The organism is Lactobacillus sp. ESL0700 (assembly GCF_029392095.1).
Lineage (GTDB): Bacteria > Bacillota > Bacilli > Lactobacillales > Lactobacillaceae > Lactobacillus.
Map to the genome: position 1 here is coordinate 749,883 of NZ_CP113930.1, position 21,070 is coordinate 770,952.

A 21,070-nucleotide genomic window follows, 5' to 3' on the forward strand; every position below is an offset into this window, starting at 1 on the left:
AGATTGTAAGTGGCAATTTAACGATATATTTTGGTAGCTGTACATAGGTTTGTTATAAATTAATGTCTTAATTGCATGTCGATTGACGTTGAATTCACAATGATAATCATTATAATAATTGTTATAGTTATGTTGTCAACTATGTGACTTGTATATTAATGTAATTGTTATTGATAGAGATAACAGATAGTTCGGTTTTATTATTGCATATTGTAATGATGCGAGCAGCTTTCTCTAGTTTAATTGGTGTTAATTGAATTTGATATCAAGTAATGGACAACCATCATGAAAACAAAGTTAACTATTATTAAGTTAGGTGTATATAATGGTAAATTCAGATCAAAATAAAAATTTAAAGAAAGAGTTAAGTGAAAAAGAAAAATTAGATAAAATTCGTTCAATTAAGCGTAATTTATTAGCAGCTGGTACTGCTGGACTTGGCGGTATTCTAGGAGGTTTGTTAAATTCCCCACAAGTAGCGCACGCGGCGACTAATGTTCCTAAGGTTAAGACAACTAATTATGAACACTTATTGGTTAATGCTAATTCAGCAGTGATTCCCGCTTCACAGACTACGCAAAAGCAGACTGTGCAAGGTAATTCGACTAATACGTCTGAGGCACTTAGTCAAAAGCAGACTGAGACTACAGATGAAACAGTTCGTACTAACTCACAGTCCGCTGTCGATCAAAATGAAGCACAAAGTACAGTGACTAAGTCACAGTCAACGGCTAGTTCTGCGTCAACTACAGCCTCAGCTTCGACAAGTGCCACCAGCAAGGCAGATCAAGTTAAAGAACAATCACAGGCTGAAAAAGGGACGCCAGCAGCTCAAAGCTCAAATTCAAAAACTAGTTATGAAATTATTTCAGAAGCTAGTTCAGTAGCCAATGATTTTAATAATACTAGTGCCAATCACTCTTCGTTAACTTCTTATGTATATAATTCAAAGTCCAAGAGTTTAGCTAGTAATAGTGCTGATACATCAGGGTCAAAGAGTTTTGCATCGCAAACTGTAAGATCCAAGTCATTGTCAGAGTCAATTTCTGCCAGTATAGCTGACAGTCAGATGCTTGCAGGAATGAATGATGATGATAATAATCTTAACAGTATGATTGTCGATCAGGATTCAAATAGTACTTCGCTGGCGATCGACAATGATTCCAAACTAAATTCAACTGTTATTAAAGATAGTACTGATTTTCAAGAAGAGGTGGAGAGCAGTAAAGCAGCTTCAGCTAGTCTGGAGAGTGATCAAGCAGGAAGCTACAATGATAGTAAGAGTGCCAGTCTGCTGTCTTCATATAGTGTTAGTGTGCAAGGGAGTAAGAGTCAAAGCTTTTCAGATTATAAGAACAGCAGCTTTTCCGATTCAGGTTCACAAAGTACTGCAATTAGTAATGAAGAAAGTAATGAAGCTTCGATATCAAATGCAGCCAGTACAGCTGCTTCAATGAGTCAAGCTGCTAGTACGGAAAAAAGTTCAAGTTTTGAGTCAACAAGTAAATGGATAATTGAAGGAAGTAAGCAAGCAGCTTCAGCGAGTCAGAAAGACAGCACGGCACTTTCGAATGTTATTTCCGAAATGAATTCATATTCAGAATCTTTGTCGAGTGCCAAATCAGTGGATATGAGCTACTCAATTTCAGCTGCAAGTTCGGCAATTGACAGTATGAAATCTGAAGCCTTCGATCTGAGTCATTCAATCAGTCATAGTAATTCACTGAAGGACTCAGATATGGCAAGTTTGAGTGCAGCTTCGTATGGTGATTCTAAGAGTTTGTCAACGAGTATTGTTAATAGTGAAAGTGACTCAAAAGTAACAAGTGCTAACTATGCTTCAACAGTTTCACGCTATTCTGCTTTGAGTAGTAGCAACTCGTCAATGCATGCGGCAGTATCAAATGAGAATTCTAGATCTGCGGCAAGTGCAGGAGCACATAATTCATCATCAATTAAGGCAAGTTTGTCAAATTCGCAAAGCAAACTGACAGCAATTTCTACCTCTGCTTCAACAAGTTTGTCGGCAAGTAAAAATGCTTCTTCAGTAGCAGATTCAGCATTGAATTCGAAAGAAGCTGAATATAATTCAGTTTCACAATCAGCATCAGCTTACATGTCTTCAGAAAGTAGATCAGCTAGTTATCACAGTACTAGTATGAATGAAAGTGCAACTGATGAAACTAGTCGTTTGCATTCATCATTGTTGTCACAAAGACAGGAGTTATCAGCAAGTAAGCAGCGGTCATTATCAGATGCGGCAAGTCAAGCGGATAAAGCAGTACACTCAGCAATTGAAAGTCTGTTAGTTGATAACTCGCAAATGAGTCAAAGCAGCAGTCAATCGATAGCTGATAGTAAGAGTGAAAGCTTTAGTAATTCGATCAGTACTAGCGACTATAAAGCAAGTACCAGCCGTTCAACAAGTGAAAGTAATAGTAAGTCATTAGCAGACAGCAATTCCAAGAGTTTAGAAGATTCGTTTGCCTCGGCAATAGCAGATTCAGGCAATTCGAATGCATCAACTAGTTTGAGTACATCGAAGAGTCAAAAAGATAGTCAGTCAAAGGCTGACAGTGCTAGTGAGAGCTTCAGTACATCAATTAGCAACAGTAATATCTCAGCAAGTCAGAGTACATCAAAGAGTCAAAGCGACAGCAAGTCCGATGCCGATAGTACGAGTGAAAGTTATAGTAATTCAATCAGTGCAAGTAACTCGAAGGTTGAGAGTCAAAGTCAGAGCTTCAGTACCTCAATCAGTGACAGCAATGCCTCAGCAAGCGCAAGTCGTTCAACTAGTGAGAGTAATAGTAAGTCATTAGCAGACAGTAATTCAAAGAGTTTAGAAGATTCATTTGCCTCGGCAATAGCAGATTCAGGTAATTCGAATGCATCAACTAGTTTAAGCACATCGAAGAGTCAAAAGGATAGTCAGTCAAAGGCAGACAGTGCTAGTGAGAGTTTCAGTACTTCAATTAGCAATAGTAATGTCTCAGCAAGTACGAGTACCTCAGCTAGTCAACATGACAGTAAATCAAAAGCTGATAGTAATAGTCAAAGTTACAGCACCTCAATCAGTGACAGTAACTCGAAGATTGAGAGTCAAAGTCAGAGCTTTAGCTTATCAGTAAGTACAAGTGATGCCTCAGCAAGTACGAGTGCTTCAACAAGTAAGCATGATAGTGAATCAGCATCTAATAGTAACAGTGCAAGTACTTCGACTAGTCAACATGACAGTAAATCCAAGGCTGACAGTCAGAGTGAAAGCTATAGTACTTCAACAAGTGAGAGCAATTCGAAGGTTAAGAGTCAAAGCGAGAGCTTTAGCTTATCAGTAAGTACAAGTGATGCCTCAGCAAGTACGAGTGCTTCAACAAGTAAGCATGATAGTGAATCAGCATCTAATAGTAACAGTGCAAGTACTTCGACTAGTCAACATGACAGTAAATCCAAGGCTGACAGTCAGAGTGAAAGCTATAGTACTTCAACAAGTGAGAGCAATTCGAAGGTTAAGAGTCAAAGCGAGAGCTTTAGCTTATCAGTAAGTACAAGTGATGCCTCAGCAAGTACGAGCACCTCAGCTAGTCAACATGACAGTAAATCAAAAGCCGATAGTACTAGCGAGAGTTATAGCACTTCAATCAGTGATAGCAACTCGAAAGCTGAGAGTCAAAGTCAGAGCTATAGTACATCAATTAATAATAGTAATATTTCAGCAAGTACGAGCACCTCAGCTAGTCAACATGACAGTAAATCAAAAGCCGATAGTACTAGCGAGAGTTATAGCACTTCAATCAGTGACAGTAACTCGAAAGTAGTAAGTGAAAGTCAAAGCTTTAGCTTAATGGTTAGTGCTTCAGGTCATGACAATGCTTCAGCATCTAATAGTAACAGTGCAAGTAATTCAAAGGCTCAAAGTGAAAGCCAGAGCTTCAGTGACTCAGTAAGTACGAGTGATTACTTAGCCAGTCAAAGTCGTTCAACTGCAGCTAGTCAAAGCAAATCACAGGCAGATAGTGCCAGTGAAAGCTATAGCAATTCAGTTAATAACAGTTCTTACTCAGCAAGCTTAAGTACCTCAGCTAGTCAAAGAGATAGTAAGTCGACAGCTGATAGTGCTAGTGAAAGTTACAGTAGATCATTGCGTGATAGCGATGCTTTAGCTAGTCAAAGTGCTTCAACAAGTTCAAGCAACAGTAAGTCAGAAGCTGATAGTGCCAGTGAAAGTTACAGTATTTCAGTCAGTGACAGCAATTCAGAAGTTGCTAGTCAAAGCAAGAGCTTTAGTACATCGATCAGTGACAGCAATGTCTCAGCCAGTCAGAGCACATCGAAGAGCCAAAGCGACAGCAACGTTTCAGCTAGTCAAAGTACATCGACAAGTCAGAGTGACAGTAAGTCAACAGCTGACAGTACTAGCGCAAGCAAATTGATTAGTGAGAGCAACAGCAAGTCATTAGCTGATAGTGCCAGTCAAAGTTACAGCATTTCAGTCAGTGACAGCAATTCAGAAGTTGCCAGTCAAAGCAAGAGCTTTAGTACATCGGTACATGATAGCGATGCCTTAGCCAGTCAAAGCACATCGACAAGTCAAAAGGACAGTAAGTCAGCTGCTGATAGTAATAGTCAAAGCTTCAGTAAGTCATTGAGCGACAGTAACTCAGCTGTCAATGCAAGTAATGCAAATGGTTCCAGCCAAAGTGAAAGCTTCAGTACATCAGTAAGTCAGAGTGATTCGCTTGCAAGCGGTAGTCGTTCAACGAGTGAAAGTCAAAGTAAATCAAAGGCCGACAGTACTAGTGAGAGTTACAGCAACTCAGTCAACAACAGCTCATACTCAGCAAGTTTGAGTACTTCAACAAGTATCAGAGATAGTCTGTCAAGTGCCAATAGTGCTAGTGAAAGTTATAGTCAATCATTAAAGGACAGCAACTCAACAGTAGTGAGTGCGAGCCAAAGTTACAGTACATCAATCAGTGACAGTAATGTTTCCGCAAGTACAAGTACGTCGAATAGTCAGAAAGACAGTAGTGCAGCAGCCAGCGCAAGTACTTCAGATAGTGAAAGCAGCAGCAAGTCAACGTCTATCAGTGCTAGTGCAAGCACATCGACAAGTCAAAAGGATAGCAAGTCATTAGCAGATAGTGCGAGCCAAAGTTACAGCCAATCATTAAAGGACAGTAACTCAACGGTAGTCAGTGCAAGTCAAAGCTTCAGCACTTCGATTAGTGATAGTAATGTTTCCGCAAGCCAGAGTACATCAAAGAGCCAAAGCGACAGCAATGATTCGGCTAGCGCAAGTACTTCAAATAGTGAAAGCAGCAGCAAGTCAACATCTATCAGTGCAAGTGCAAGCACATCGACAAGTCAAAAGGACAGTAAGTCAGTCGCTGATAGTAATAGTCAAAGCTTTAGCAAGTCATTGAGTGACAGTAATTCAGAAGTTGCCAGTCAAAGCAAGAGCTTCAGTACTTCGATTAGTGATAGTAATGTTTCAGCAAGTCAAAGTGCTTCAACGAGTACAAGTAACAGTAAATCAGCTGCAGACAGCAATAGTCAAAGCTTCAGCAAGTCATTGAGCGACAGTAACTCAGCTGTCGATGCAAGTAACGCAAGTGGTGCGAGTCAAAGCGAAAGCTTCAGTACCTCAGTAAGTCAGAGTGATTCACTTGCAAGCGGTAGTCGTTCAACGAGTGAAAGTCAAAGTAAATCACAGGCAGATAGTGCCAGTGAGAGTTACAGCAACTCAGTCAACAACAGTTCTTACTCGGCAAGTTTGAGTACTTCAACAAGTATCAAAGATAGTCAGTCCGCTGCTGAGAGTGCTAGTGAAAGCTACAGCCAATCATTAAAGGACAGTAACTCAACGGTAGTGAGTGCTAGCCAAAGCTTCAGTACATCAATCAGTGACAGTAATGTTTCCGCAAGTACAAGTACGTCGAATAGTCAGAAAGACAGTAGTGCAGCAGCCAGCGCAAGTACTTCAGATAGTGAAAGCAGCAGCAAGTCAACGTCTATCAGTGCTAGTGCAAGCACATCGACAAGTCAAAAGGATAGCAAGTCATTAGCAGATAGTGCGAGCCAAAGTTACAGCCAATCATTAAAGGACAGTAACTCAACAGTAGTCAGTGCCAGTGAAAGCTTCAGTACTTCGATTAGTAACAGCAATGTTTCAGCAAGTACAAGTACGTCGAATAGTCAGAAAGACAGTAGTGCAGCAGACAGCGCAAGTACTTCAAATAGTGAAAGCAGCAGCAAGTCAACTGCCGATAGTGCAAGTACTTCAGCCAGTGAAAGTAATTCACAAGTTGCGAGTCAAAGCAAGAGTTTCAGTGATTCAGTAAGCACCAGTGATTACCTGGCAAGTACAAGTCGTTCAACGAGTGCCAGTGAAAGCAAATCAGAAGCTGATAGCACAAGCAACAGCTACAGCGCTTCAGTCAACAACAGTTCTTACTCTGCAAGTTTGAGTGCTTCAGAAAGTGCAAGAGATAGTAACTCGGCAGCAGTGAGCGCAAGCGAGAGCTATAGTCAAAGCACATCGACAAGTCAAAAGGACAGTAAATCAACTGCTGTAAGTGCAAGCGAAAGTTACAGTGAGAGTGGCTCAACGAGTGCAAGTAATAGTAAATCGACTGCTGACAGTACAAATGCTTCAACCAGTGCAAGCGCATCAACTAGTCAAAGCGATAGCAAATCAACAGCTGATAGCACAAGTGCTTCAAATAGCACAAGTAACTCATTGGCAGCAAGCCAAAGCAAGAGCTTCAGTACATCAGTAAGTGACAGTGACTTCGCCGCAAGCAATAGTCGTTCAACGAGTGCCAGTCAAAGCAAGTCAGAAGCTGATAGTACGAGTGAAAGTTACAGTGCATCAGTCAACAACAGTTCCTACTCAGCAAGCTTGAGTGCTTCAGCTAGTCAGAAGGATAGTAAGTCAACTGCAGTAAGTGCAAGTGAAAGCTACAGTGAAAGTGGCTCAACTAGTGCTAGTGACAGCAAGTCAATAGCTGATAGTGGTAGTCAGAGTTACAGTAACTCGATTAAGGATAGTAACTCGGCTGCAGTGAGCGCAAGCGAGAGCTATAGTCAAAGTACTTCAACTAGTCAAAAAGACAGCAAGTCAACTGCAGTTAGTGCAAGTGAAAGCTACAGTGAAAGTGGCTCAACGAGTGCAAGTAACAGTAAATCGACTGCAGATAGCGCAAATGCTTCAACCAGTGCAAGCACATCGACTAGTCAGAGTGACAGTAAGTCAACTGCTGACAGTACAAGCGCTTCAGATAGTACAAGCAATTCATTGGCAGCAAGTCAAAGTAAGAGCTTCAGTGACTCAGTAAGTACCAGTGACTACCTTGCAAGCACAAGTCGTTCAACTAGTGAAAGTAATAGTAAGTCACAGGCTGACAGCACAAGCAACAGCTACAGCGCATCAGTCAACAACAGTTCTTACTCCGCAAGCTTGAGTACATCAGCTAGTCAAAAAGATAGTAAGTCGACAGCAGTAAGTGCAAGTGAAAGCTACAGTACTTCAATCAGTGACAGTAATGTCTTGGCAAGTCAAAGTGCTTCGACGAGCGCAAGCAACAGTAAATCAACTGCTGACAGTACAAGCGTAAGTGGCAGTGCAAGCACATCGACAAGCCAAAGCGATAGTAAGTCAACTGCAGATAGTGCAAGTACTTCAACTAGTGAAAGCAATTCAACTGTTGCTAGTCAAAGCAAGAGCTTCAGCGATTCAGTAAGTACTAGTGACTTTGCAGCAAGCACAAGTCGTTCAACAAGCACAAGTCAAAGCAAGTCAGAAGCTGACAGTACAAGCAACAGCTACAGCGCATCAGTCAACAACAGTTCATACTCTGCAAGCTTGAGTACATCAACAAGTCAAAAGGACAGTAAGTCTACAGCAGTTAGCGCAAGTGAAAGCTACAGTGAAAGTGGCTCAACTAGTGCAAGCAACAGTAAATCAACTGCAGATAGCGCAAATGCTTCAACCAGTGCAAGCACATCGACTAGTCAAAGTGATAGTAAGTCAACAGCAGACAGTACAAGCGCTTCAGATAGTACAAGCAACTCATTGGCCGCAAGTCAAAGTAAGAGCTTCAGTACATCAGTAAGTGATAGTGACTTTGCAGCAAGCAACAGTCGTTCAACAAGTGCAAGTCAAAGTAAGTCAGAAGCTGACAGTACAAGCAATAGCTACAGTGCCTCAGTCAACAACAGTTCTTACTCCGCAAGCTTGAGTACATCAGCTAGTCAAAAGGACAGTAAGTCAACCGCCGTCAGTGCAAGTGAAAGTTACAGTGAGAGTGGCTCAACGAGTGCTAGTGATAGTAAGTCGATAGCTGATAGCGGCAGTCAGAGTTACAGTAATTCAATTAAGGATAGTAACTCGGCTGCAGTGAGCGCAAGCGAGAGCTATAGTCAAAGTACTTCAACTAGTCAAAAAGACAGCAAGTCGACAGCAGTTAGCGCAAGTGAAAGTTACAGTGAAAGTGGCTCAACGAGTGCAAGCAACAGTAAGTCAACAGCTGATAGCACAAGTACAAGTGCAAGTTTGAGTACTTCAACTAGTCAAAGCGATAGTAAATCAGCTGCAGACAGTACAAGCGCTTCAGATAGCACAAGTAACTCATTAGCTGCCAGTCAAAGTAAGAGCTTCAGTAACTCAGTAAGTACTAGTGATTACCTTGCAAGCACAAGTCGTTCAACAAGTGCCAGTCAAAGTAAGTCAGAAGCTGATAGTACGAGTGAAAGCTACAGTGCCTCAGTTAACAACAGTTCTTACTCCGCAAGCTTGAGTACATCAGCTAGTCAAAAGGACAGTAAATCGACAGCTGATAGTGCAAGCGAGAGTTACAGTCAAAGTGGTTCAACCAGTGCAAGTAACAGTAAATCAACAGCCGATAGCACAAATGCTTCAACCAGTGCAAGTACTTCAACCAGTCAAAGCGACAGCAAGTCAACTGCAGATAGTGCAAGTACTTCAACTAGTGAAAGCAATTCAACTGTTGCCAGTCAAAGTAAGAGCTTCAGTGATTCAGTAAGTACTAGTGATTACCTTGCAAGTACAAGTCGTTCAACTAGTGAAAGCAACAGTAAGTCATTAGCCGACAGCACAAGCAACAGCTACAGTGCCTCAGTCAACAACAGTTCTTACTCCGCAAGTTTGAGTACTTCAGCCAGTCAAAAGGACAGTAAGTCAACTGCAGTCAGTGCAAGTGAAAGTTACAGTCAAAGTGGTTCAACAAGTGCTAGTGATAGCAAGTCAACCGCTGACAGCACAAGTACAAGTGCAAGCTTGAGTACTTCAACTAGTGAAAGTGACAGTAAGTCAACAGCCGATAGTGCAAGTACTTCAACTAGTGAAAGCAATTCAACTGTTGCTAGTCAAAGCAAGAGCTTCAGTGATTCAGTAAGTACCAGTGACTACCTTGCAAGCACAAGTCGTTCAACTAGTGCAAGTGAAAGCAAGTCAGAAGCTGACAGCACAAGCAACAGCTACAGTGCGTCAGTCAACAACAGTTCATACTCTGCAAGCTTGAGTACTTCAGCAAGTCAAAAAGACAGTAAGTCAACTGCAGTTAGTGCGAGTGAAAGCTTTAGCACTTCGATCAGTGACAGTAATGTCTTAGCAAGTCAGAGCGCTTCAACAAGTGCAAGCAACAGTAAATCAACAGCTGACAGTACAAGTGTAAGTGCCAGTGCAAGCACATCGACTAGTCAAAGTGATAGTAAATCAACAGTTGATAGCACAAGCGCTTCAGATAGTACAAGCAACTCATTGGCAGCAAGTCAAAGTAAGAGCTTTAGCACATCAGTAAGTGACAGTGACTACCTGGCAAGCACAAGTCGTTCAACGAGTGCAAGTCAAAGCAAGTCAGAAGCTGATAGTACAAGCAATAGCTACAGTGCATCAGTCAACAACAGTTCCTACTCCGCAAGCTTGAGTACATCAGCTAGTCAAAAAGATAGTAAGTCGACAGCTGATAGCGCAAGTGAAAGCTACAGTCAAAGTGGCTCAACCAGTGCAAGTGATAGTAAGTCAACTGCTGACAGTACAAGCGCAAGTGCAAGTTTGAGTACTTCGACAAGTCAAAGCGATAGTAAGTCAACTGCTGATAGTAATAGTGAAAGTTACAGCAAGTCATTGAGTGATAGTAATTCAGTAGTGAGTGCAAGTTCTTCAGTTGCTGCAAGTCAAAGCAAGAGCTTCAGTGATTCAGTAAGTACTAGTGATTACTTTGCAAGCACAAGTCGTTCAACGAGTGAAAGCAATAGTAAGTCATTAGCCGACAGTACAAGTGAAAGTTACAGCGCATCCGTCAACAACAGTTCATACTCTGCAAGCTTGAGCACATCAGCTAGTCAAAAGGACAGTAAGTCAACTGCCGTAAGTGCCAGTGAAAGTTACAGTCAAAGTGGTTCAACAAGTGCTAGTGATAGCAAGTCAACCGCTGACAGCACAAGTACAAGTGCAAGCTTGAGTACTTCAACTAGTCAAAGCGACAGTAAATCAGCTGCAGATAGTACAAGCGCTTCAAATAGCACAAGCAATTCATTAGCTGCTAGTCAAAGTAAGAGCTTTAGCACATCAGTAAGTGATAGTGACTTTGCTGCAAGCACAAGTCGTTCAACGAGTGAAAGCAACAGTAAGTCATTAGCTGACAGTGCAAGCAACAGCTACAGTGCATCAGTCAACAACAGTTCTTACTCCGCAAGTTTGAGTACTTCAGCTAGTCAGAAGGACAGTAAGTCAACAGCCGTAAGTGCAAGTGAAAGTTACAGTCAAAGTGGTTCAACCAGTGCTAGTGATAGCAAGTCAACCGCTGACAGCACCAGTACAAGTGCAAGCTTGAGTACTTCAACTAGTGAAAGTGACAGTAAGTCAACAGCCGATAGTGCAAGTACTTCAGCTAGTGAAAGTAATTCATTAGTTGCCAGTCAAAGCAAGAGCTTCAGTGATTCAGTCAGTGCAAGTGATTACCTTGCAAGCACAAGTCGTTCAACTAGTGAGAGTCGCAGCAAGTCGTTAGCTGATAGCGTAAGTGAAAGCTACAGTAATTCAGTCAACAACAGTTCTTATGCAGCAAGTCTGAGTGCTTCAACTAGTCAAAAGGAAAGTAAATCCGCTGCAGACAGTGCAAGTGAGAGTTACAGTGAATCATTAAGTGAAAGCAACTACATTGCAAGTGTAAGTAGATCTACTAGTCAAAACGATAGTAAGTCTGCTGCAGATAGTGCAAGTGCAAGTTACAGTGAATCATTAAGTGATAGTAATTCGTCAGTAACAAGTGCAAGTCAAAGCTACAGTGAATCATTGAGTGAAAGTGGCTCGGTATCAGTTGATGAAAGCTTGAGTGCAAGCAAGTCAACTAGTGAAAGCAACTCAATTGTAGAAAGCGAAAGCAACAGCTTCAGTCTTTCAATCAGTAATAGTGACTTCGCCGCAAGCAACAGTCGTTCGACAGCTGCAAGCCAAAGCAAGTCAGAAGCTGATAGTACAAGTGAAAGTTACAGCGCTTCAGTCAACAACAGTTCCTACTCCGCAAGCTTGAGTACATCAGCAAGTGAGAAGGACAGTAAGTCGACCGCAGTTAGTGCAAGTGAAAGCTTCAGTCAAAGTGGTTCAACAAGCGCAAGCCAAAGCAAGTCAACTGCTGACAGTGCAAGTGAAAGTGGCAGTGTAAGTACATCAACAAGTCAGAGTGATAGTAAATCAACCGCTGACAGTACAAGTATTTCATTGAGTGACAGTAACTCATTGGTTGCAAGTCAAAGTAAGAGCTTCAGCACTTCAGTAAGCGACAGCAATTACCTTGCAAGCACAAGTCGTTCAACTAGTGAGAGTCAAAGCAAGTCATTAGCTGACAGCACAAGTGAAAGCTACAGTGCCTCAGTCAACAACAGTTCCTACTCCGCAAGCTTAAGTACATCAGCAAGTGAGAAGGACAGTAAGTCAACTGCAGTTAGTGCAAGTGAAAGCTTCAGTCAAAGTGGTTCAACCAGTGCTAGTGATAGCAAGTCAACTGCCGATAGCGCAAGTCAAAGCTACAGCACTTCATTGAGTGACAGTACTTCTGCATCGAGCGCAAGTGCTTCAGTAAGCCAAAGCGATAGTAAGTCAACTGCTGAGAGTACAAGCAAATCACTTAGCGCAAGCAATTCAATTGTTGTTAGTGAGAGCGAGAGCTTCAGTCTTTCAATCAGCGACAGCAATTACCTTGCAAGCACAAGTCGTTCAACTAGTGACAGTAATAGTAAGTCATTAGCTGACAGTACAAGTGAAAGTTACAGCGCATCAGTCAACAACAGTTCATACTCGGCAAGCTTGAGTACATCAGCAAGTCAACGTGACAGTAAGTCAACAGCAGACAGTGCAAGTGAAAGCTTCAGTCAAAGTGGCTCAACAAGTACAAGTCAAAGCAAGTCAACTGCTGAGAGTACCAGCGTAAGTGCTAGTGAAAGTACTTCAACTAGTCAAAGTGATAGTAAGTCAACCGCTGACAGTACAAGCACTTCATTAAGTGACAGCAACTCATTAGTTGCTAGCCAAAGTAAGAGCTTCAGTGATTCAGTAAGTACCAGTGATTACCTCGCAAGCACAAGTCGTTCAACGAGTGCAAGTCAGAGTAAATCAGAAGCTGACAGCACCAGCGAAAGCTACAGTGCATCAGTCAACAACAGTTCTTACTCCGCAAGCTTGAGTACTTCAGCTAGCCAACGTGACAGTAAGTCAGCAGCTGATAGCGCTAGTGAGAGTTACAGTCAGAGTGTATCGACTAGCGCAAGCGAAAGTAAATCTACAGAAACAAGCGCAAGTCAGAGTTACAGTCAATCATTGAGTGATAGTGCTTCAGTATCAGTTGACTTGAGCTTAAGTGCAAGCAAGTCGATCAGTGAGAGCAACTCAATTGTTGAGAGTGCAAGCAATAGCTTCAGTCTTTCAATCAGTAATAGCAATTACACTGCAAGTTTGAGTACTTCAGCAAGTCAACGTGATAGTCAATCAGTAGCTAATAGCTTAAGTGAAAGCTACAGTCAGAGTGTATCGACTAGCGCAAGCGAAAGTAAATCTACAGAAACGAGCGCAAGTCAGAGTTACAGTCAATCATTGAGTAGCAGTGCTTCAGTTTCAGTTGATTTGAGCTTGAGTGCAAGCAAGTCAACTAGCGAAAGCAACTCAATTGCTGAAAGTCAGAGTGATAGCTTCAGTCTTTCAATCAGCGACAGCAATTACCTTGCAAGCACAAGTCGTTCAACAAGTGCAAGTCAAAGTAAATCACAAGCCGACAGCACCAGCGAAAGCTACAGTGCATCAGTCAACAACAGTTCTCACTCCGCAAGCTTGAGTGCAAGCAAGTCAACTAGCGAGAGCAAGTCAGAAGCTGACAGCGCAAGTGCAAGCTTCAGTACTTCAACTAGTGAAAGCAACTCAATTGTTGAAAGTCAAAGCATCAGCTACAGCAAGTCAGTAAGTGATAGTGACTTCGCTGCAAGCAACAGCCGTTCAACAAGTGCAAGTCAAAGTAAATCACAAGCCGACAGCACCAGCGAGAGCTACAGCGCATCAGTTAACAACAGTTCTCACTCCGCAAGCTTAAGTGCAAGCAAGTCAACTAGCGAGAGCAAGTCGCAAGCTGATAGCGCAAGCGAAAGTTACAGTGCTTCAGTAAGTGCAAGCAATTCAATTGTAGAAAGTCAAAGCGATAGCTTCAGTCTTTCAATCAGTAATAGCAACTACACTGCAAGTTTGAGTACTTCAGCAAGCCAACGCGACAGTCAATCAGTAGCCAACAGCCTGAGTGAAAGCTACAGCCAGAGTGTATCGACGAGTGCAAGCGAAAGTAAATCTACGGAAGTAAGTGCAAGCCAGAGTTACAGTCAATCATTGAGTAACAGTGCTTCAGTATCAGTTGACTTGAGCTTGAGTGCAAGCAAGTCAACTAGCGAGAGCAACTCAATTGTTGAAAGCGAAAGCAACAGCTTCAGTCTTTCAATTAGTAATAGTGACTACACTGCAAGTTTGAGTACTTCAGCAAGCAAGCGCGACAGTCAATCAGTAGCTAACAGCCTGAGTGAAAGCTACAGCCAATCAATTAGTCAAAGTAATTCACTAGTTGAAAGCCAAAGCATTAGCTACAGCAAGTCAGTAAGTGATAGTGACTTCGCCGCAAGCAACAGTCGTTCAACTAGTGCAAGCGAGAGTAAGTCACAAGCCGACAGCGCAAGCGAAAGCTACAGCAACTCAGTAACTAACAGTTCTCACTCCGCAAGCTTGAGTCTTTCAACTAGTGCAAGTGAGAGTAAGTCAGAAGCTGACAGCTTAAGTGCAAGTCACAGTCAATCAGCAAGCATCAGCAACTCAATTGCTGAAAGTCAAAGTGATAGCTTCAGTATTTCAATTAGTAACAGTGATTACACTGCAAGTTTGAGTACTTCAGCAAGTCAACGCGACAGTAAATCGGTAGCTGACAGCCTGAGTGCAAGTTACAGTCAATCAGCAAGCGCAAGCAATTCAATCGCTGAAAGTGAAAGCGACAGCTTCAGTATTTCAATCAGTAACAGTGATTACACTGCAAGTTTGAGTACTTCAGCAAGTCAACGTGACAGTAAGTTTACTGCTGACAGCTTGAGTGAAAGTTACAGTACTTCAATTAGTAAGAGCAACTCACTCGCTGCTAGTGAAAATGCAAGCTTAAGCGAATCATTGAGCGAAAGTGATTACACTGCAAGCAACAGTCGTTCAACTAGTGATAGCAACAGCAAGTCACAAGCTGATAGTACAAGTGATAGCTATAGTGAGTCTGTCAACAACAGTTCATACTCTGCAAGCTTGAGCCTTTCAACTAGTCAACGTGATAGCCAATCAGCTGCAGCTAGTGCAAGTGAAAGCTACAGTAAGTCACTGAGTGAAAGCAATTCAATTGTTGAAAGCAACAGCAACAGCTACAGTACTTCAATGAGTGACAGTAATTCATTAGGTGCAAGTCAAAGCGATGGCTTCAGTAACTCAATTAGCTTGAGTGACTACCTTGCAAGCATGAGTAGATCAACAAGCGAGAGTCAAAGAAAGTCATTAGCAAGCAGCGCACACGAAAGTTACAGCAACTCAGTTGTCAACAGTTCATACTCCGCAAGCTTGAGTACTTCAGCAAGTGAGAGAGACAGCAAGTTCGCAGCCGACAGAGCAAGCGAGAGCTACAGTACTTCACTCAGCTTCAGCAATTCAATTGTAGAAAGTCAAAGTGATAGCTTTAGTCTTTCAATCAGCAACAGTGATTACACTGCAAGCTTGAGCACTTCAGCAAGTCAACGCGACAGTAAGTTCTTAGCTGACAGAGCAAGCGAGAGTTACAGCACTTCAATTAGCTTAAGCAACTCAATCGTTCTTAGTCAAAGCGAAAGCTTCAGCAACTCGATTAGTACAAGTGATTACCTTGCAAGCATGAGTAGATCGCATAGCGAAAGCCAAAGCAAGTCAATTGCCGATAGCATTAGCGAAAGCTTCAGCGTATCAATCAGTACAAGCGACTACATGGCAAGCATGAGCAGATCAACTAGTGACAGCAATAGCAAGTCAGATGCTGACAGTACTAGTCAAAGCTACAGCAATTCGATTAGCCGCAGCGACTCAGCTGTAAGCAGTGCCAGTGAAAGTTTGAGTACTTCAATTAGCGATAGCAATAGCTCAGCTAGTGCAAGTACATCAAAGAGTGCAAGCGAGAGTACATCAGCTGTCGTAAGTGCGAGCGAAAGCATCAGCACAAGTTCAGCCAGTGCCAGTGCATCAACATCAGCTGCTAATAGTGCTAGTGAAAGCACTTCTAAGTCAAATGCTGATAATGGTGGCGGCAGCTGGGATAACGGCGGCGGTAACTGGAATGGCGGCAACGGCGGCGGTTATGTACCAAATTCAATGGTATCTAACTCAAACTCAGCTTCTACTTCAGCTTCGAATGCTACAGATGATGCAGTGATTAGAAAGTTACATCACAATGCCTATGTTTACGATAAGAATGGTAACCGGGTAAATAATCTCGTCATGGGAATCAACACAATGGTTAAGACCTACGGCGATGAACAACTTATCAACGGTCGTTACTACTACTACATTGGTGATGATCACTATGCAGTTGCTCGTAACTTCATCGGTTTTGAAGGCGATTTGAAGCACAACGCTTATGTTTACAACTCTAAAGGTAAGCGGGTTGGCAAGACAACATTAAAGCGTGGTAAGAAGATGAAGGCCTTTGAGACTGTTTACATCAATGGTCGGAAGTTCTACAACACGTTGCATGGTAAGTACATTGCAGCCGGCAACTTCAAGGGTAGCGAATTACGCTTGAAGCACAATGCTTATGTTTATGACAAGAAGGGCCACAAGATTAGCACTAAGATGCTAGCAAAGGGTCAAAAGATTAAGACTTATGGTACTAAGACAATTAAGGGTAGAAAGTACTACCACCTACGTCATGGTCGTTACGTTTTAGTCGCAAACTTCAAAAAATAATAACAGTTAAGTTAAATTAAGAAAGCATCCTCAATCTGGGGATGCTTTTTTGGTATCGAAATAGTATACAATTTATTTTCAAAATTTAAGGAAGAATTGTTTTTTAAAAGAGTCAAAAAAAGACCAGTTTGTTATTAATTTTTTACCTAGATAATAAAGACTAGATGTGATAAAAAATTTACCTATTATAAATTTGTCGTTATTTTACATAATTGTTATTTTTAAAAAGCAGTTTAGTATCTATGAATATATTTACATTGAAGATTAAATACTTTAGAATTCGGTTATGTATAAAGTGCAAAGTATGTTGCGAAAGGCAATATACGGAAAGGAAAATCATGGTAGGTAAGAATAATTTTGCTGAAAGAATTAGGCAAGACGAGTCACAAACGAAACGTGAACGCTTTTCAATTAGAAAGTTAAGTGTTGGCGCGGCATCGGTTTTATTAGGGGTGACTTTTTTAGGGCTTAGCAATCAATCGGCGAAGGCTGATACAATTGCAGCTCCGACACAGGATAAGGAAGAAACAACTAATAATCTTGAAAAGTCGGTTAAGCCGACTAAGAAGGCCAATCTTTCTACTTATAAGGGGCTGAAGGCTTTTTTAAGTGATAAAAAGTCAGCTAAACCAGCTAAGTCCAGCAGTACAGATCAGACTAAAACTGCAGTAAAACAGCCAACAACCACACAGGACGCAACAAGCCATAAAGCAGCTGATGCAACGTCAACCGAAACGGCGCAAGCATCAACTACTGTACCTGCTGCAACTGAACAAAATTCAGCACCAGCTGTGACAACTGATCAGCCGGTTGCACCTGCAGCTTCAACTAAGCAGCCATCAGTAAGTACGAACAAGGCCAGTCAGACTGTCGATCAGCCCGTAGTAGTGCCAACTAAGACAACTGCTGAGCCACAGCTAGCAGGATTGGCCCGTCAGGTAACAACTTGGCAAGAGTTTGTTAGTGCCATCCAAGATGCAAATGTTAGTGAGATCGACCTTGAGAACAATATTGCATCTACTGTCACGGGTGGCAAAGCTGACCTTAATTTTCCTGAACGACAATTATTAATTCAGTCAGATCCAACCAAGAATCAACGCTTTGTCCTTGACTTGCATTATTCTGGTCCCCGGCCAAATGATGGCTCGACTAGTTCTGCTAATCGGGGCACTACAGACTTAACTTATCGCAATTTAGATATTTATTCACAAAGTTATTATGGCCTTGATAATTCGGTTGATGGTACACCGACGCCATGTAAGTTAACGCTCGACAATATTAATTTTGTCGGTTCACAAGTTACTTATAGCGGCCAGTACTCCGATATTTATATTAAGGGTACGGTTAATGGGGATGCCGTTCAGTCCTATGTCAGTCCAATTGATGGTAAAAGCTATAGTTGTGATGGTGGTGGTCAGCAATTATTTGAGCTGTATCAGCCAGGACAAAATTTGATTTTTACTAAGGATTGTAAATTCGTTGGTTCGACAAGTGACGGTAATGTGCTCGAACTTGACAATGGGATTGACGATAATGGTGGTCCTAACGGAAGAAGTCGAACAAACAACATTCTAATTGACAGTGGTGCAGATGTTACCTTAAATCCACGTAAAGCTGATGGTAACAATGGCGACAATGCTCAACATAGTAGTAAAGCTAGTGGAATTGCGATTATTAATGGTGTTGGTGCCGTAACAATCAATAAGCGAGCTCAATTAACGATTAATGTCGGCACAGATGATTATACTGGCGGCCTTGATAAACACAGAGCCGCTGCCATTATGATGACTAGTCAAAGTGGAAATAATGCCAAGCTGATTGATAACGGTACGATTACCATCAATACTAACGGTGATATTAGCCAAAGTACAGGTGGTTCAACCAGAGCAGGCACATTAATTTATGACCAAGGGAGTTTAACCATTGGCCCTGGTGCTGCTTTGAATGTTTATGGCAAGAACATGCAAGACTATTCGGGCACGTTGATTTATGTTACTGGTAAAGCTGATCTGAACAATGGTACGCTGGATATTGAGCTGCAGAATGACCCGAATTATCCTAATGATCCTGGTTATGGTGCTGGTAATAAAAAGATCATCTTGGTTGATGTTGCCAGCAGTGATGCTTTGACGGTTGATAACCCGCAAAAGTTGGTATTAAATGCTTCTAATAATAAAGTTCCTGGTACAAGTATTATTGGTGATAGCGAAATCGACATTAAGAATGTGCGGCAGGTATTTAACTTTGATAAGCTTAACCCGATTACACTGCCACCATTTCATGTCTTGAATGTACAGAAAAAGAATGTCGGCAACCTGCAAACAATTGGCGTTAATAAGATTTCGGTTTTAAATGGCAATCAGACTATTTCAAATGATGCAATCAAGGCGATTAAGGATTTAGCCGCTGATCCAAATAATGCAGCAATTGTGCAAATTTTGCAGAAAGCCTTTAAGACAGACGACATTGTGTCATACTTGCAAGATTCGCAAACTAAAAAAGTCATGCTTGATACAATTTTTAGTGAAGTAATTAGTAATGCGTTTTCTGACCAAGAAAATCCGGGTTACAACAATATCATGATGGTATCTCCTAACCAAGGAGGATTCTTGGATATTGAAGATGACAATGGCGTATTAGGACAGGCATCATATCACCAAAATGCGGATGGCTCAATTACAGTTACGGGCAAAGTGGATAATTTTAACGATGAAACGGATGGTCCAATACAGCCAAACAATGGCTTCAGTAAGTTGATGACTTGTGGGATGTATCCTTATATAAAGGCGCAAATTAGGGGCTTGCCGAATATCTATACTAACAGTCAAGTCACAGATCCATATCATTTAACCAATGATGTTGATGGCGATTTGGGCCACGTATACAGTGCTATTGCTAATCCAGATGGTAAGTTTAGCATTACTTTTCCAGTTGACACGCCGGGAATTCACAGTGGTGCTGCAATTGACTTAACGCCACAGGCCAACTTTATTGGCTTTAACCCTGAAATTCCGGGTAAATCAGCAACGGTCTATCTTGGCAACATTATGGGCTTGGACCAGATGAAGCTGACCACGGAGAAAGAGCTGGATAGTGGCTTGGAAGCTGCGAATGCTCGTATTCAGGCTTCAGGATTAAGTGTCGATGACCAACAGCCATTCTTGACTAAGATAAAGACAGCGCATGATGATGCAGTTTACTATATCGATAAGGCAACCGACTTCGATACCGTTAATTACTACCGCGGGAACGCGCTTGATAGTTTTAACCATGAAGCAGCCAAGTCTGAGCTGAAAGCTTATGGTCAAAATTGTGTCAATACGCTGAATATTACTGATGCAGCTACAAAAGCGCAGATTGATGCTCAAGTAGTTAACGGAAATGGCTATATTGACAGCAAGTTTGGCTCTAATCGGGTTGAAAATCGGGATGATTATACACCAACTAATCAGGCCCGGGATTTTTACGCTGAACAAGTATTGAACGTTTGCAAGTCCTGGCTGAATAGCTTACTAAAGGATCAAGCAAGTAGTGCCAAGGCTGGACTTGATCAACATTCTGAACTGACTAATGTTCAACAGTTGAAAGACCAGATTGATAGTATGGCCGATATGGTTAGTCACGGCGTGGTTCTAGCTGCAGACCTTGATCAACTGAACGCGGCATATCAAGATGCTAAAAGTAAGATCAATACCCTTGTAACGCAGCAACTAAGTGGAGTTCTGCAACAAGAAGCATTGGAAAATGTTAAAAACAAATGGCTTAGTTCCAGAGCTGCTTTAATAAAGCTGACTAAGTTAACAATTATACGACAAGCAGCCTATCGTGCTGAATTAAATAGTGAACTGTCTAAGGCAGCTGCAGCAATCAGTGCGGCAACTGACCTAGCTAATAGCTATCAAGCTTTTGCAACTAAAGCAGATGAAATTGTGGCTGCTGCAACTGCAGAGAATAATCAATAATTATCAGAATAAAGTATCCTAAGTTATTTTAAAAAGTTACTTAGGATACTTTTTATTTTATGCAATATATAAACATTATAATTTATGAGTATTTATATATAATTTACAAATATATTTAATCGTATATTATATTGATAATTAACTGGAAGGTGAAAATATTAAGATATCGTTAAGTTTAATAAAATTAATTATATTTTTGCAACTTTTTTAAATTAATGGCAATTATTTGCACTGATTATAAGTAAAATAGTTATTTAATTAGAATCGTGTGTTTATTGCTTCGCCCTTAAATTCGATCAAATAAATAACCAGCATATACAAATTGCTAAATGCAATTTGGTTATTGTTATCAACAATTATTGTGTAAAAAGTACCATTGAATTTATAGAAATAATTATTATAATAGTTACAACTAAGTCGTTAGCTTTGCGACTTGTATAGTATAAAAAGTGTGTGTTAGAAAAGAGCTGCTATCAGTCATTAGTAGCAAATGTAATTTTATTGTTATTCAAGATAGCGATGTAAATTGCTTTCTCAGGTCTAGTTGGAGTTAATCAAGTTTAGCGCCAAGTAACGGGTAACCGTCATGAAATCT

Annotated in this window: 2 protein-coding genes; both read left to right on the forward strand. The window is 41.3% G+C overall.

Features of this window, described 5'->3' with window-relative positions; genetic code table 11:
• The first annotated feature begins 325 nt into the window (after positions 1-325).
• Complete coding sequence (locus tag OZX63_RS03765; protein WP_277163680.1) at positions 326-16,513, forward strand: SLAP domain-containing protein; 16,188 nt, start codon at positions 326-328, stop codon at positions 16,511-16,513.
• A 338-nt stretch (positions 16,514-16,851) separates the two neighbouring features.
• Positions 16,852-20,475, forward strand: coding sequence for a pectate lyase-like adhesive domain-containing protein (locus OZX63_RS03770; RefSeq protein WP_277144738.1), 3,624 nt, complete (start codon positions 16,852-16,854; stop codon positions 20,473-20,475).
• The last annotated feature ends 595 nt before the right edge of the window (positions 20,476-21,070 follow it).

Excerpts from the sequence above, each read along its gene's own strand:
- OZX63_RS03770 (WP_277144738.1), top strand. The coding sequence starts at position 16,852 with ATGGTAGGTAAGAATAATTTTGCTGAAAGAATTAGGCAAGACGAGTCA.
- OZX63_RS03765 (WP_277163680.1), top strand. The coding sequence starts at position 326 with ATGGTAAATTCAGATCAAAATAAAAATTTAAAGAAAGAGTTAAGTGAA.